This window comes from Paramicrobacterium fandaimingii (assembly GCF_011751745.2).
GTDB classification, from domain to species: domain Bacteria; phylum Actinomycetota; class Actinomycetes; order Actinomycetales; family Microbacteriaceae; genus Paramicrobacterium; species Paramicrobacterium fandaimingii.
In genome coordinates this window covers 47,809-61,611 of sequence record NZ_CP061170.1, presented here as the reverse complement: position 1 = coordinate 61,611, position 13,803 = coordinate 47,809, and the positions used below count along the sequence as shown (strand labels likewise).

Genomic DNA, 13,803 nt, shown 5'->3' with positions numbered 1-13,803 from the left:
CCAGAGCAATCAGGCAGCGGCATGAGCGATCCTATCGGCGTCGGAATCGTCGGACTGAGTGCACGTGGTGGTTGGGGAGCCAGTGCCCATCTCCCCGCGATGGGCGCGGTTGGCGGATTCGAGCTCCGTGGACTCGTGGCAAGTTCAGTCGACGCTGGCCGAGCGGCGAGCGAACGGTACGGCGCCCGGTCGTACAGTTCGGTCACGCAATTAGCGGATGCCGAGGATATCGACCTTGTTGTGGTCACCGTGAAGACGCCTCGCCACCGTGAGCTCGTCCTCGCCGCAACCGCTGCCGGTAAGTCGGTTTTCTGTGAATGGCCGTTCGCCGTCAGTCTCCGAGAAGCGGTTGAGATGGCGGACTCAGCAACAGGTCTTCCGAGCTTCGTAGGCCTGCAGGGCAGGTCATCACCTGCCTTCCGCTGGATCGCCGACCTGGTATCGGATGGTTACGTCGGTGAGGTGCTTTCTGCATCCGTGCTCTCAGCCGTCTCGGAATGGGGCTCTCCAATCCTCCCTGACGCCCAGTACACGCTCGACCGAGATCAGGGAGCGACAATGCTGGGCATCGGGTTTGGCCATGCCATCGACCCGGTGCTCATGGTCACCGGCGAACTGCGCGACGTCGTGGCCACCACCGCCCTCCGCCACCCCTACGTCTCCCTGGGACGCACGGGGCGGCTCGTGCCGATGACAGCGGACGACCAGATCGCGATTTCCGGCTCGCTTCCGAGCGGAGGTGTCCTCTCGGCTCATCAACGGGGTGGCACATCTTCTGGTCCCGGATTCTCGATGATCGTCGACGGCACCGCGGGCACGCTCGAAGCATCCGCTACCAATCACCCCCATATCGCGCCGGTGACCATCCGTGGTAAACGCGGCAACGAGCCGATGGCGACGCTGCAGCCGCCTGCAGCGTACGACGCGTACCCCAGCCTCGCAGGGACCGCGATCCACACGCTCGCGCACGCGTATGCAGGCATTCGCCACTCTTTGCGCGGCGGTGCCAGCACTGTGCCGGATTTCGCTCACGCCGTGAAACGCCACCGCCTCCTCGACGCGATATCAGAGTCTGCTGCCACGGGGCATCGGCTCCGGCTCTCAGCGAGCCTCAACGCGCTCGAGCCTCACAATGTCCCGGCACCAACCGAGACGACATACCCCTCCCCTTCGTCGTACACGAAACTCAACAAGGACACACCATGACCAACCATCTCGTGACGCAGCCCGTGACGTCCCGCCCGGGACCCGAGTCCTGGGCAGGGGTCGTCACCCTCGGCCTCGGCATCTTCACTTTGATCATGTCGGAGTTTCTCCCAGCAAGCTTGCTGCCGCGTATCGCTCACGGACTCGATGTATCGACCGGCGCAGCAGGTCAAGCGGTCAGCGTGACGGCATTCGCGGCAGCCGCGTCGGCGCTGCTTATTTCAGTCGTGCTGCCCCGTGCCGACCGCCGTCGCGTCTTGCTGGGCCTGATTGTGCTCTCGATCGCCTCAAATCTCATCGTCACGATCGCGCCGAACCTCGTAATCCTGCTTCTCGCTCGCGTACTGCTCGGTATTGCGCTTGGCGGATTTTGGGCGATGGCTACAGCCGTCGCCGCACACCTTGTGCGACCGGAACACCTCGGCCGCGCTCTGACCGTTATCAACTCGGGAGTGGCTCTCGCCACCGTCGGAGCTGTGCCGCTCGGCGCCGTGCTCGGAGATTTCTGGGGCTGGCGAACCGTTTTTCTCATTGCCGCCGGCGTCGGGGCACTTGCTCTGGCCGCCCAGGCATTGACGCTGCCTCGCGTCGCGCCAGCAAAGGCTGGTAGCTTGCGGGCACTCGGTGCGGTGCTGCGGTCGCCGTTCGTAATTGCTGGGCTGCTGGGGATCCTGCTCGTCTTCAGCGGACACTTCAGCGGCTTTACCTACATTCGGCCCGCTACCGAGGACTCGGCGGGCATGGACGCCAGCTCCTTTACCGCGCTGTTGCTCGTGTTCGGCGTTCTGAATTTCTTCGGCACCTTGTCGGCCGGACCATTGGCAGATCGATTCCCCCGCACTGGACTTTTCCTGTTTCCGGTCGTGCTCGGGACAGGAATGCTCGTCATGTTCGCAGGCGGAGCATCGATCGCGATGCTTTTCCTCGCCGCTGCGCTCTGGGGTTTCGGCTTCGGCGGTGTTCCCACAACGGTACTCAGCTGGGGCGCCAGGTCTGAGCCTATGCGGATCGAACAGGTCAGCGGGGCCATCGTCACGGTGTGCAACCTCGCAATCGCCGTCGGTGCTGTGGCAGGCGGAGTGCTCGTCGACGGGGTATACGTGACGGCATCACTCTTGGTGGGCGCGGTCGCGGCCATCGGAGGAGGGGTGATTCTCACTTCGCTCAAACGCGCCCGCTGAACCGCCCCTGAAAGGAATTGATCTGGGACAGTTCGCGACATTGCAATCTTGCCACGGTGCTCCCCGTGTTCCGGGGAGCACCGCGCCGATGCCGTTCAGTAGACCGGTGATGTGAGCGGCGACCAGCGACAACAGGCAGAACGCCTGCTCGACGTCACCCTGAACGGTCTGCGCGCTCGCCCTCAAGTGATTGCAAGTCGCAACTCGATGCTCTACTCTACTTCGTGAGACAGGTTGCAGATTGCAATCAGAAGGAGCTGATCATGGGAAGCCTGATTGTCTGGAACATCGCGTCAGTTGATGGCTACTTCGAGGGCATGCAACAGTGGGATCTTCGTCTCCACGAGCACATCTGGGGCGAAGATCTCAGGCGACTCAGCCTGAGCTTCGGTGAAGAACTCGGTCTACTGGTGTTCGGTCGCGTCACCTACGAGGGAATGGCCGCCCACTGGCCGGACGCCGATGACGAATCCGAGATCGCCGAGTACATGAATGCCGCGCCGAAGCTGGTCGCCTCACGAACACTCACCACGGCAACATGGCACAACACTGAAATCGCTGCTGATATCGTCGGCGAGCTCTCTCGACGCAAGCGGGTGGACGAACGGCCGATCTATGTCTTCGGCAGTGCTCTGCTCACCGACTCTCTCCTCCAAGCTGGCCTCGTCGACGAGCTTCTCATCGGTATTGCGCCCGTGATCCTCGGCGAGGGCACGCCGTTGTTCAAGCCGGCTTCCTCCCCACTCCCCCTCAAGCTCGTCGAGGCGCGTGCGATCGACACCGGAGGCGTGCTGCTCAGATACGCCGTACAACGCGCGGAACAAACGTCACGTATCGAACGGCACGCTGAGCGCGACTACTGACGCCACACACGAAGCCACACGGAAGGCATCACAATGAGACCACTTCGATACTCGATCAACGTCACCCTCGACGGCTGCTGCCATCACGAAGCAGGCGTCGCACCGGATGAGGAATTGATGCAGTACTGGACCGCACAGATGGAACGAGCCGATGCCCAGCTCTACGGCCGGGTGACCTATCTGATGATGGAGTCGGCGTGGCGAAAGCCGGCCACGGGCGCGTGGCCGGACTGGATGAGTGATTGGGAGATCCCCTTCGCCGAGGCCATCGACCGGGCGAAGAAGTACGTCGTATCCAGCACTTTGGACGAGACCGACTGGAACGCAGAGCTGCTGCGGGGCGATCTGCGGCAGGCGGTTCAGCAGCTCAAGCAGGAGCCAGGCGAGGGCCTGTCGGTCGGCGGCGTAACACTCCCACTTGCCCTGGCAGATCAGGGGCTGATCGACGAGTACGAGTTCGTTGTGCACCCGATTCTCGCCGGACACGGACCGACGCTGCTCGCGGGCATGCGTGAGCGGGTCCGACTTGAGCTTGTGAATCGCCGCGACTTCCGATCAGGAGTGGTTGCCATGCGCTATCGGCCCGCGCAGTCGACGGCATGACGAGACGCGCCCCTAAACGGCCAATTCACTTCGCACCTCTGAGCACCAGACGCTATTCGCTGACGGCTGCGGCGTACGCTGTCTGAAGCTGCTCGCTCGGACGCGGAGCATCCGGGTCAGGTCGTGGGATGCCCAGATGACTCTCCCGGAGCTCATGCATCATCGCCTCAACAAGTGCCGGACCGCCGTCGCGGAGAAGTTCGGCACGAACGCGCAGACGCTTGTCACCGTCCCGATGATCTAGGCCCCAGTTTCCGAGCGCGACCATGATCGGAAGAACCTGGATTCCGGCCTCCGTCAGCGAGTACAGGGCACGTTGACCGCGTCGCGCCGTCGCCCGGCTGAGCAGGCCCTGATCCGTCAAACGTTTGAGCCTGCTACTCAGGATGTTGCTGGCTATTCCCTCTTCAGACCCAGCAAGCAACTCGCGAAAGTGGCGCCTGTTGCCGAACATGACATCCCTGAGCACCAATACTGCCCAGGGATCACCCAAGACTTCAACCGCGGCGTTAATCGCACAGCCCGACCGTGGTGCACTTGGCATCGAACCTCCTACAAGTGATTGCACTCTACCACTGCTTGACCTATACTCATCTGACTGCTTGCAGTTTGGGATCACTTGTGGGCGAGCGAGAGTGAAGAGGCGCACCCACCACCTACATGCTTAAAAGGAGAAGATGACGATGACACAGGTGATCGTGCACGCGACGGTGACCGTTGACGGCTTCCTCGCCGACCCTGACGGCGGAGTTGACTGGATGTTCGGCCGGTCTTCCAGCCCCGACGACGACGCAGTCGTCGCGAAGGTCCTCGAACGCATCGGCGCTGTGGTCGGTGGAGCGAACAAGACGCAGACCATTGACGACGGCGAGATACCCTACGGCGGCACCATCATGGCACCGGTCTATCTCATGACCCACAGTGCCCACGAACCAATCGAACGAGACGGCATCACTTACACCTTCGTCGTCGAAGACATCGCACATGCGGTCGAGTTGGCGAAGCAGGCAGCCGGCGACAAGTGGGTCAGCATCCTTGGGGGAAGCATCTCTCGGCAATGTCTCCGGCTCGGGCTCGTCGATGAGCTCCACCTCGATATCGCGCCGGTCCTGTTGGGCGACGGTATCTCACTATTCGCCGGGCTTGGCCAGCGCATCGAGCTCGAACGCATCGAGACCTCGGCCTTCGCAAGCGAATCCCACCACCGTTACCGGGTCCTCCGCTAGACGTTTCGACATGTTGTCGAGTGCGCTGTGCATCTGCCGGCCTCACCGAGTCATCCGGGAGGAGCCATGTTGCTTCACGAACCAAGGACCGGGCGGGTGGGCCCACGATCCCGGTGCAGCAGGTGTCACCCTCGTCTCTGCCACGAGTACGTCTGAAACTGTGGAGCCTAGATGAATGAGTCCTATTAGCGCTTGACCGCGTGGAGGCTGTTAATCGTAGGCGGAGGGAGTTAAACCCTGTTTGTGAAGACAGATTTGAACACCCTCCTGACCACACTTTACGTGCATCTTGATGACCGGGTCATGCCCACGCTCGGCTTTTCTCGTGATCGGCATCCCGGGCGTAAGCCCGCGTTGACCGATGTCGAGCTACTGTGTCTGCTCGTGGCGCAGCACCTGCTCGGCACCGCGTCGGACCGCAAGTGGATCCGCTATGCCCACAAACATTTAACCGGGATGTTCCCGAATCTGCCGCAGCAATCGGGGTGGGGAAAACGCGTGCGTCAAGCAACGGGGCTGATCTCCGCGGTGATCACGGAGCTTGCCCGCGATACCCCGACCTGGGGCGAGGTCACGAGTCTGATCGATTCGAGACCGCTGCCGGGTGGAAAGTCCCGAGAGACGGTGAAACGCTCCGACCTCGCCAGTCATGCTGGTTACGGCTACTGCACTTTCCAATTCCGTCTCTATCTGATCTGCACGCCCGAGGGTATGCCGTCATCTGGGGGCTGGCGAACCCGAAGATCGGCGAGCGAGAAGCCGCAGAAGCGATTCTCCGCCACGACCGGCATCTCCTCCAGCCCGGGCGTCTACTCCCGCGTCGCCGCAAGGCTCCTCGCCCTCGCCGCAGGCATCTGGCACAACTGGCTCATCGGAGTGCCCGGCAAACGATCCCTCATCGCCTACGACCACTAAACCTCAACGGACTCACTTATCCAGTTGTCGCAGCCGACGTTTGACTGGTCACCCAAGACTCCGAGGTGCGCACTATTGCCGTCCAAGTTGAGCGAGTACATACCGGCGCCAAACGGTATGTTGCCAGGGTTTGCCGAGTATCGGGCTTACCAGTCCACAACCCAGTTATCGGGCTCCACGACGCTGATGCCTCCCCCTGCGCCAATGACGAATGAGAATTCTTGGGCGACGACGCGAGATACCTCGGCGCTCGCCGCCACTGCGCCCGCGTGCTCGCAACCGTGCGGAACTGCCTCGAGTCATTTCGGTGAGACACGCCCGACCCCGCCATTGGGAAGCCTCCTGCACGTTTCGCGAAATGCAATTCTGCCAGTCGGCCCGGAGTTCTGCTGGCGGAACGCACAGAGGGCCGGCACTTCCCGAATATCAATCTGTATGATACTTTTACGGAGCGCTACCCGATCACAACGATGTGGAGAGGACCCCCGATGAAGCTCAGTAGACTCGCGCCCGCAGCGCTCGCCACGCTGGCAGCACTCATGCTCGCCTCGTGCGCCGCCGATGCTGGCAACGGCGACACGGACAACGGCAGCAGCGGCGTCAACAAGGACGCCCCGCTGTACGCTCAGCTGCCAGACGAGATTAAGGAAGCCGGCCAGATCACCATGGCTGGCGACACACACCCGCCGTATCGCACGATCGAAGCCGACGGCAGTTTCACGGGGATCGACCCCGACCTCCAGGCCGCACTTTCCAAGGAACTCGGAGTGCCCTTCGTGATCGAGGAGGCCTCCGGCCTCGACTCCATGCTCACGGGCATGCTCTCCGGTCGTTACGACGCATTCAACGGGCCCGTCCGTTCGACGGAAGAGCGCGAACAGCAGTTCGACTCGATCGTGTGGATGACGACGCGCACCTCCTACGTTTATCTCGCCGACAGGGAAGACGAACTCTCGAAACCCGAGGCCGTGTGCGGAGCGCGCGTGGCGGGCGTGACCGGGTCTGTAACGGAGACCCAGCTCGGGCACTACACCGAATGGTGTGTGGATCAGGGCCTTGACGCGCCGACATTCGTCGGGCTTGCCGACTCCAATGCCACGTTCCTTGCTGTCAACTCCGATCGTGCCGACTTTGCGGCAACCACGCAGGGCGGCGCGATCGACCTCATGACCGCCAAGCCCGCCAAGTATGGCTATCTCGTCCAGTCGGACGAGCAGGGCGCGGGCGTCGATCTGCTCGCAATGTTCCTGCCGAAGGACTCCGGTCTCGTCGAGCCGATGTTCGAAGCGTTCCAGGCGCTGTTCGACAACGGCGAGTACGAGCGGATCTTGTCGGAGTGGAACATCTCTGACGTCGCGGTCGACAAGCCAATGTTGAACCCCTTGACGAGCGAGTGATGCCTGTGATGCCACGCCCCGAACCGGCTCTGCGCGAGCGTCGCGCGGTCGACATCGCGGAGGCGCGCGCACGGGTCCGCCCTGGACGGATCATCGGCGCGCTCATTCTCGCGTTAATCGCCGTGAGCATCGTGTGGTTCCTCGTCAGCAACGATCGTTTCGAATGGAACGTCGTCGGTCAGTACCTCTTCCACCCAAGCGTGCTCGTTGGGTTGGGCATGAGCATCGCACTTACCATCGTCGGCATGATCCTCGGATCTCTCCTCGGAACGTTTCTTGCTGCGGGCCAGCTCAGTGACTTCGCCCCACTCCGTCTGGCGTGCATCACGTTCGTCGGCTTCTTTCGAGGTGTCCCACCGCTGGTGCAGCTCATCTTCTGGTACAACCTCGCGTATCTGATCCCGCGCATCGTGATCGGCGTGCCGTTCGGCCCTGAACTGTTCAGCTGGTCGACGAACGACATCATTACGCCGTTGACCGCTGCGGTCATTGGACTGTCGCTTCACGAATCCGCATACATGGCGGAGATCATTCGCGGCGGAATCCTGTCTGTTGACCAGGGACAGCGCGATGCGGCCGCCGCGATGGGATTCGGTCGCTGGCGCACCTTCACTCGCGTGGTGCTGCCGCAGGCCATGCGCGTGATCCTGCCGCCCGCCGGATCGCAGGTCATCGCGCTGATGAAGGGCACGTCGCTTGTCAGCGTGATCGCGATGGGCGACCTTCTTCATTCCGTTCAGGTGATCTACAACCGCACATACGAAGTGGTTCCCATGCTCATGGTGGCGGTCGTGTGGTATCTCGTCGTCGTCACGCTGCTCACGCTCGTGCAGCGGCGGGTTGAGGAGCACTTCGGCCGCGGTGCGACACGCACCCCCGCTAAACCGCAAAAGTCTCGATCGAAGGAGGCGTCGTAATGTCTACAGACTCATCTGGTCTCATCCAGTTGCCGGAAGCACGAGGCGACGTTCCCGTCATCGAAGTATCCGACGTGCGAAAGCGCTTCGGAAATCTCCCCGCGCTCGACGGCATCACCATGAGCGTGAACGAAGGTGAGGTCGTGGCGGTGCTCGGCCCATCCGGGTCGGGCAAGTCCACACTCGTGCGCTGCATCGATCAGCTCGAAACGATTGACGGCGGGTCGATGCACCTCGATGGCGAACTGCTCGGGTTTGAACCGATCGGCAATCACCTGCGCCCCATGACTGACGCCGGACGGCAGCGCCAGCGGCGCCGCATGAGCATGGTGTTCCAGCAGTTCAATCTCTTTCCCCACTGGACGGTGCTGAGGAACATCACTGAAGCGCCCGTTCACGTGCACGGCATACGGCCGGCCGACGCGCGCAGCCAGGCGCTTGAACTCCTCGAGCGCGTTGGGCTCGAGGACAAGGCCGATGCCTACCCGCGCCACCTGTCGGGCGGCCAGCAGCAGCGCGTCGCGATCATTCGCGCGGTCGCCGTCGATCCGCGCATTCTGCTGTTCGATGAGCCGACGAGCGCGCTCGACCCCGAGCTTGTCGGCGAGGTGCTGCTGACGATGAAACGGCTCGCGGAGACCGGCCGGACGATGATTGTCGTGACCCACGAACTCGAGTTTGCGCGGGACGTCGCGGATCGCTGCGTCTTCATGGCCGACGGCCGCGTCATCGAGGATCGCCCAGCGGACGCCTTCTTCGAAGATCCGCGCTCCGAGCGGCTTCGCACTTTTCTCGCCCGATCGGCGCGTCACAAGAGTCGGGACACCTGATGCTGACGGTGCACGCAACGGGCGACCTCGTGCTCGAAACGACGGACTCCCGAGAGCTGCTGTCGGCCGCAGGCCCGACGCTTTCGGCCGCCGATGTCGTGATCGGGCAACTCGAGGTTCCGCACACGACGGCCACCGTGCAGATGTCGGCAGATGTTCCGGCGATCCCGGGCCCGCCCGAGGCGCTCGATGGCGTGATTGATGCCGGCTTCGACGTGCTGACTCTTGCGGGCAATCACGCGTTCGACTTCGGCGGCGAAGGCATTGCGGACACGCGCCGACACTGTGCGTCCCGCGGAATCGCAACGACGGGCGCGGGTGCCAACCTGGAGGAGGCGTGGCAACCGGCCGTCGTCGAGCGAAACGGCCGCCGACTCGCGGTTCTCAGCGTCAACTGCGTTGGTCCGCGCGAGTCTCGAGCAGGATCTGAGAAGCCCGGATGCGCGTACGTTGACGTCGTGACACACTACGAGCCACGCGGTGCGAACCCGGGCGGCCCGCCGCGCGTCTTCACCTTCGCGGACCCGCGCGGGCGAGACGAGTTCGCGGCGCGCGTCGCCGCTGCGGCGACGGATGCTGACGTGATCGTTGCGCTGCACAAAGGGCTCGTTCACCAGCCGGTCGATATCGGCGACTACGAGTACGAGATCGCCCGTGCGGCGATTGACGCCGGCGCAATCGCAGTCATCGCGCACCACGCCCACATCATGAAGGGCATCGAGGTGTACCGCAATCGCCCGATCTTTCACGGACTTGGCAACTTCGCCACGGTGACGCGTGCGCTCGGAGGTGCAGCAGACGATACTCCTGAGCGCCGGGCCTGGGCGCGCGAGCGCGTGCGGGTGTTCGGGTTCACTCCCGACCCGGCGACCCCCGATTATCCTTTCCACCCCGACAGCCGTAACACCGCGATCGCTGCGATCGCGATTGACGACGACGCGGTCTCCGCTCACCTGATTCCGTGCCGGATCGACCAACACTCTCGCCCGGTTCCGCTCGCGCGCACCGACGGCGGGGAGGCGGTGGGCGCCTACATCCAATCAATTACGCGCGACGCGGGACTCGACACCGGGTTCCGCTGGCGCGGCGACGAACTGCACATCACCATTGCGAAGGAGACGACATGACCACGAGGCCGCTCGAAGGAAAAACGGTCATTGACCTCACCACCGCTCTCGCGGGGCCATACGCGACCCTCCTGCTTGCAGGCCTCGGCGCCCGGGTGATCAAGGTCGAAAACCCCACCCGCGGGGGCGACACCTCGCGCAACAACTCCCCATACGTCACAGAGGACGGCCTGAGTCTGCGCCGAACATCAGACGACGACATGTCGGTATCGATGATGCTGCGCGGTCGCGGGAAGCAGTCTATCGCGCTCGATCTGAAGGATCCGGAGCACCGCAACGTGCTGCTCGATCTCATGCGCACCGCCGACATTGTCGTTGACAATTACAGCGCGGGGGTGACCAAGCGTCTCGGCATCGATTACGAGACGGTCAAGCCACTCAACCCGAAGATCGTCTATACATCGATCAGTGGTTTCGGCGCGACGGGCGATCATGGCGACCGCAAGGCGATGGACACGATCGTGCAGGCACTCAGCGGCGTGATGATGACCGCCGGTGAGCCCGGGGATCCGCCCACACGCTTCGGCCTACCCGTCGGCGACCTGGTCGCTCCGCTGTTCGCCGTCATCGGCACGCTGTCTGCCGTGCTGGAGGCCGAGCACACCGGCACAGGTCAGCACGTCGATGTGTCGATGCTCGGCGCACTGACCTCTCTCGTAGCCTGCGAACCGTTCGACGCACTGGAGTCCGTCGGCTTCCCGCTGCGGACGGGCGCATACGTTCCGCGCCTCGCGCCATTCGGCACGTTCCGCGCGAGCGATGGCTGGTTCGCCGTCACCGCGCCGACAGACCAGTTCTCGGCAGCTGTCCTGACGGCGATCAATCGCACAGACCTGCTGAGCGGAGACGAGTTCGGAACTCGTGACGCTCGCGTCGCGAACGCTGATCGCCTGCACGGCATCATCGCCGGCTGGGCAGCCGAGCGAACCCTGAGCCAGGCGATGGAGGCACTCAACGCGAGCGGCGCGCCCGCAGCCCCTGTCCGCTCAACTGCCGAGGCCGTGCGCGACCCCGACGTGCAAAAGCGTGGCGAGGTCGTTCCCCTCGTGCACCCGAAGTTCGGTCATTTCGACGGGCTATATGGGTCGGGGCTGCCCGTTGTCTTCTCTGGCGAGTCCTCTGACATCTCTGGCGCCGCGCCGAAACTCGGTGAGCACACCGAGATGATTCTGCGCGAACTCGGATACGACGACGAGCGTATCTCGCAGTTCCAGGGAGAAAAAGTGCGATGAACGACACGCGTCCCTGCCACATCGGCATCATCGGAGCGGATGTGCCCCGCCAGATCGTGCTCGCGGCTGGAGCTCAGCCGGTTCGCCTGTTCAGCGCGTGGGTAGGCGAGCCGACTCAAAAGGCCGTCGAATTGCTCGGGGCGACCGACGTGGTCGCATTGCGTCTGCTCGACGAGATCCTCGCCGGCAGATACGACGAGCTCAGCGGCATCGTCATCTGCAATGACACCGCCGCGAATCTGAGACTGTTCTACGTGCTTCGCGTGCTTTTTCAGCGCGGGATGCTGTCGTTTCCGATCATCCTTCTCGATGCGCCGAACGACCCGGGCGACGCCCGCGAGCGATTCGTGGCACGCCAATACGAAAAGCTCGCCGCGTTCTGCTCGGAGCTGACGGACGTGGAGGTCGACGCTGAGACGCTTGCGACGGCAGCGACGCGCGAACGCCACGTCGGACGCGCCCTGCACAAGATGCGCGAGCGACGTGCCGCGCGCGAGTGCAGCGGATCGGCCGCACTCGCCGCATACCGAGCCGCCGCCACAGACATGCCCGAGGCCGCGATCTCGTCGGTCGACGCAGCGAGCGATACTGTTGCGGCGAGCGCGCTGCCGATCGTTGTGACCGGCTCGTCGCACCCGGACGGTTCTCTCTATGACGTCGTCGAGGAGGCCGGCCTTGTTGTGTTTGCCGAGGATCACGATGCCGGGGATGCCGCCTGGTTGGGTGAGGCGGCCGACGGATCGACGGCAGCGGAGGTGTATGCGGCGCTCGCCCGGATGCACACGCAGCGCCCACCGCTTGCTCCCCGCTCCCGGTCGCGAGCTCGCGCAGCGTCGTTGTCTGCCATCGTCACCCGCGTGCAATCGCGCGGCGTGCTCGCCCTCGTGCGCGAACTGGACGATGCGCCGGCGTGGGACCTCGCCGTTCAGCGTATGGCGATGCGATCCGCCGGAGTACCCCTTGAAGAGCGCGTCCGGATCTCACAGGGCGGCGCGCTGAACACCGCAGCCGACGCAGCCAAGACGCTCCGCGACCGAATCGTGAAGGAGTCATTATGAGCGTCGACCGTCTTCGCGCCGCCACCGAGGCGACGCGTTACCAGAAGAAGTGGTTTCTCGACGTCGCCCGCCGTGCGCGTGAGGGTGAGCCGATTGCGTTCGTCAATGCGGATGCACCTCACGAGATTCTGCGCGCTCTCGACATCCCGTATGTCGTGACGCAGTGGTGGTCGTCGATCATCGCGGCGAAGCGCATGAGTCCCGCGGCTCTGGAGCGAGTCGCCGCGGCCGGACTCCCGGATTTCAGCGTGCAGTACGACGCCATTCCTCTTGGCGAGCAGGATCTCCCCGCGGACGACCGGCCGTGGGGAGGTTTGCCGCAGCCGACCTTCGCCATCGCCGAGCGCAGCGGCGACGTGACTCAGAAGATCTTCGAGCAGTGGGGCGAGCGCGACGGAACAGAGACGTTTTTGCTCTCGCGCACCGGCGCTGACCCGGCTCCCCCACGCTGGTGGGAACTTGTGCCGCGCCGCTGGGAAGAAGCCTTCGGCTCGGCGCGCATCGATCTTCTCGAGAACGAGATCGGCGAGCTCACCGCGTGGCTCGAAGAACGCACAGGGCGCGTGCTCGATCGCGGTCGCCTCGCGCGGATCCTCGATCTTGGGAATGAACAGGCAGAGTGGAATCGCCGGACGCGGGACCTGATCGCCGAAGCGCGCCCCACCCCGGTGACCGTCAACGACACCATGCCGGCCGTGATGGTTCCGCAGTGGCATCGCGGCAGCGAATGGGCTGTCGGCGCCGCGCGCTCGCTCTATGAGAACGTGGCCGAACGGGTCGAGCGTGGCGACGCCGTCTGTCGCGACGAGAAGCTGCGCCTCATGTGGGTTGGCCGCGGGCTCTGGTCTGACCTCGACATGTACCGAAGGTTCCAAGACGAGTTCGGGGCAGTGTTCGTCTGGTCGATGTACCTCGCCATTGCCGCCGACGGCTACGCCCGTTACGGCGACGATCCGATGCGCACCCTCGCGGCGCGCTTCGTCGGCATCACCGATCAGCTCTACGTGCCCCCATGGTCAAACGAGTGGTATGTCAAGGAGGCGCTCGCGCACGGCATCGACGGCGTCGTGCACCTCGTCGCCGACGACACACCAGGCGCGGGTCTCATCAGCGAGGCGTTGGAGAAGGAGGGGATTCCGGTGCTCGAGATTCGGGCAAACAACGCAGACCAGCGTTCAAGCTCGGCCGCCCGTATTCCGGAACGGATCACGGACTTTCTGCGGACTCGCGTGTCCGCACGCGGCTGAC

At 63.8% G+C, this 13,803-nt stretch carries 13 protein-coding genes and 1 pseudogene; 13 read left to right on the top strand and 1 reads right to left on the bottom strand.

Going from position 1 to position 13,803, the window contains the following annotated elements:
• Nucleotides 1-21: 21 nt before the first annotated feature.
• From HCR84_RS00270 to HCR84_RS00255, 4 genes are all read left to right on the top strand, one after another.
• The gene (locus HCR84_RS00270) at nt 22-1,206 is read left to right on the top strand and encodes a Gfo/Idh/MocA family protein (RefSeq protein WP_166983059.1); all 1,185 of its coding nucleotides are present in this window, start codon (nt 22-24) and stop codon (nt 1,204-1,206) included.
• Complete coding sequence (locus HCR84_RS00265) at nt 1,203-2,387, top strand: MFS transporter (protein ID WP_166983060.1); 1,185 nt, start codon at nt 1,203-1,205, stop codon at nt 2,385-2,387. The genes HCR84_RS00270 and HCR84_RS00265 overlap by 4 nt, the downstream gene beginning before the upstream one ends.
• Before the next feature lie 263 nt (nt 2,388-2,650).
• A complete protein-coding gene (locus tag HCR84_RS00260; RefSeq protein WP_166983061.1) occupies nt 2,651-3,250 on the top strand; it encodes a dihydrofolate reductase family protein in 600 nt (199 codons plus the stop codon).
• Nucleotides 3,251-3,283: 33 nt separating this feature from the next.
• Complete coding sequence (locus tag HCR84_RS00255; protein WP_166983062.1) at nt 3,284-3,853, top strand: dihydrofolate reductase family protein; 570 nt, start codon at nt 3,284-3,286, stop codon at nt 3,851-3,853.
• A gap of 52 nt (nt 3,854-3,905) precedes the next feature.
• Here the strand turns inward: HCR84_RS00255 and HCR84_RS00250 are convergent, their stop codons facing one another.
• The gene (locus HCR84_RS00250) at nt 3,906-4,397 is read right to left on the bottom strand and encodes a winged helix-turn-helix transcriptional regulator (RefSeq protein ID WP_166983063.1); all 492 of its coding nucleotides are present in this window, start codon (nt 4,395-4,397) and stop codon (nt 3,906-3,908) included.
• Nucleotides 4,398-4,530: 133 nt separating this feature from the next.
• On the opposite strand from HCR84_RS00250, the gene HCR84_RS00245 reads away from it, so the two are divergent.
• The 9 genes and pseudogenes from HCR84_RS00245 (at nt 4,531) to HCR84_RS00205 (ending at nt 13,802) form a co-directional block, all read left to right on the top strand.
• Nucleotides 4,531-5,079, top strand: a complete 549-nt coding sequence (locus tag HCR84_RS00245; RefSeq protein WP_235940948.1) for a dihydrofolate reductase family protein — start codon at nt 4,531-4,533, stop codon at nt 5,077-5,079.
• Between the two features lie 243 nt (nt 5,080-5,322).
• A pseudogene (locus HCR84_RS00240) lies at nt 5,323-5,994 on the top strand (transposase family protein).
• A 488-nt stretch (nt 5,995-6,482) separates the two neighbouring features.
• Entirely contained in the window at nt 6,483-7,391 is a 909-nt protein-coding gene (locus HCR84_RS00235) for a transporter substrate-binding domain-containing protein (protein ID WP_166983064.1), read from the top strand.
• An 8-nt stretch (nt 7,392-7,399) separates the two neighbouring features.
• Entirely contained in the window at nt 7,400-8,308 is a 909-nt protein-coding gene (locus tag HCR84_RS00230; RefSeq protein ID WP_166983065.1) for an amino acid ABC transporter permease, read from the top strand.
• Nucleotides 8,308-9,138, top strand: a complete 831-nt coding sequence (locus HCR84_RS00225; protein ID WP_166983066.1) for an amino acid ABC transporter ATP-binding protein — start codon at nt 8,308-8,310, stop codon at nt 9,136-9,138. The genes HCR84_RS00230 and HCR84_RS00225 overlap by 1 nt, the downstream gene beginning before the upstream one ends.
• The gene (locus tag HCR84_RS00220) at nt 9,138-10,265 is read left to right on the top strand and encodes a CapA family protein (protein ID WP_166983067.1); all 1,128 of its coding nucleotides are present in this window, start codon (nt 9,138-9,140) and stop codon (nt 10,263-10,265) included. Before HCR84_RS00225 ends, HCR84_RS00220 begins: the two co-directional genes overlap by 1 nt.
• Nucleotides 10,262-11,497, top strand: coding sequence for a CaiB/BaiF CoA transferase family protein (locus HCR84_RS00215; RefSeq protein WP_166983068.1), 1,236 nt, complete (start codon nt 10,262-10,264; stop codon nt 11,495-11,497). Before HCR84_RS00220 ends, HCR84_RS00215 begins: the two co-directional genes overlap by 4 nt.
• A complete protein-coding gene (locus tag HCR84_RS00210; protein WP_166983069.1) occupies nt 11,494-12,555 on the top strand; it encodes a 2-hydroxyacyl-CoA dehydratase family protein in 1,062 nt (353 codons plus the stop codon). The genes HCR84_RS00215 and HCR84_RS00210 overlap by 4 nt, the downstream gene beginning before the upstream one ends.
• Nucleotides 12,552-13,802 carry a 2-hydroxyacyl-CoA dehydratase family protein gene (locus HCR84_RS00205; RefSeq protein ID WP_166983070.1) on the top strand — a complete coding sequence of 417 codons (1,251 nt, stop codon included), beginning with the start codon at nt 12,552-12,554 and terminating at the stop codon, nt 13,800-13,802. Before HCR84_RS00210 ends, HCR84_RS00205 begins: the two co-directional genes overlap by 4 nt.
• Nucleotide 13,803: the final 1 nt, after the last annotated feature.

Excerpts from the sequence above, each read along its gene's own strand:
- HCR84_RS00270 (WP_166983059.1), top strand. The coding sequence starts at position 22 with ATGAGCGATCCTATCGGCGTCGGAATCGTCGGACTGAGTGCACGTGGT.
- HCR84_RS00265 (WP_166983060.1), top strand. The coding sequence starts at position 1,203 with ATGACCAACCATCTCGTGACGCAGCCCGTGACGTCCCGCCCGGGACCC.
- HCR84_RS00260 (WP_166983061.1), top strand. The coding sequence starts at position 2,651 with ATGGGAAGCCTGATTGTCTGGAACATCGCGTCAGTTGATGGCTACTTC.
- HCR84_RS00255 (WP_166983062.1), top strand. The coding sequence starts at position 3,284 with ATGAGACCACTTCGATACTCGATCAACGTCACCCTCGACGGCTGCTGC.
- HCR84_RS00250 (WP_166983063.1), bottom strand. The coding sequence starts at position 4,397 with ATGCCAAGTGCACCACGGTCGGGCTGTGCGATTAACGCCGCGGTTGAA.
- HCR84_RS00245 (WP_235940948.1), top strand. The coding sequence starts at position 4,531 with ATGACGATGACACAGGTGATCGTGCACGCGACGGTGACCGTTGACGGC.
- HCR84_RS00235 (WP_166983064.1), top strand. The coding sequence starts at position 6,483 with ATGAAGCTCAGTAGACTCGCGCCCGCAGCGCTCGCCACGCTGGCAGCA.
- HCR84_RS00230 (WP_166983065.1), top strand. The coding sequence starts at position 7,400 with ATGCCACGCCCCGAACCGGCTCTGCGCGAGCGTCGCGCGGTCGACATC.
- HCR84_RS00225 (WP_166983066.1), top strand. The coding sequence starts at position 8,308 with ATGTCTACAGACTCATCTGGTCTCATCCAGTTGCCGGAAGCACGAGGC.
- HCR84_RS00220 (WP_166983067.1), top strand. The coding sequence starts at position 9,138 with ATGCTGACGGTGCACGCAACGGGCGACCTCGTGCTCGAAACGACGGAC.
- HCR84_RS00215 (WP_166983068.1), top strand. The coding sequence starts at position 10,262 with ATGACCACGAGGCCGCTCGAAGGAAAAACGGTCATTGACCTCACCACC.
- HCR84_RS00210 (WP_166983069.1), top strand. The coding sequence starts at position 11,494 with ATGAACGACACGCGTCCCTGCCACATCGGCATCATCGGAGCGGATGTG.
- HCR84_RS00205 (WP_166983070.1), top strand. The coding sequence starts at position 12,552 with ATGAGCGTCGACCGTCTTCGCGCCGCCACCGAGGCGACGCGTTACCAG.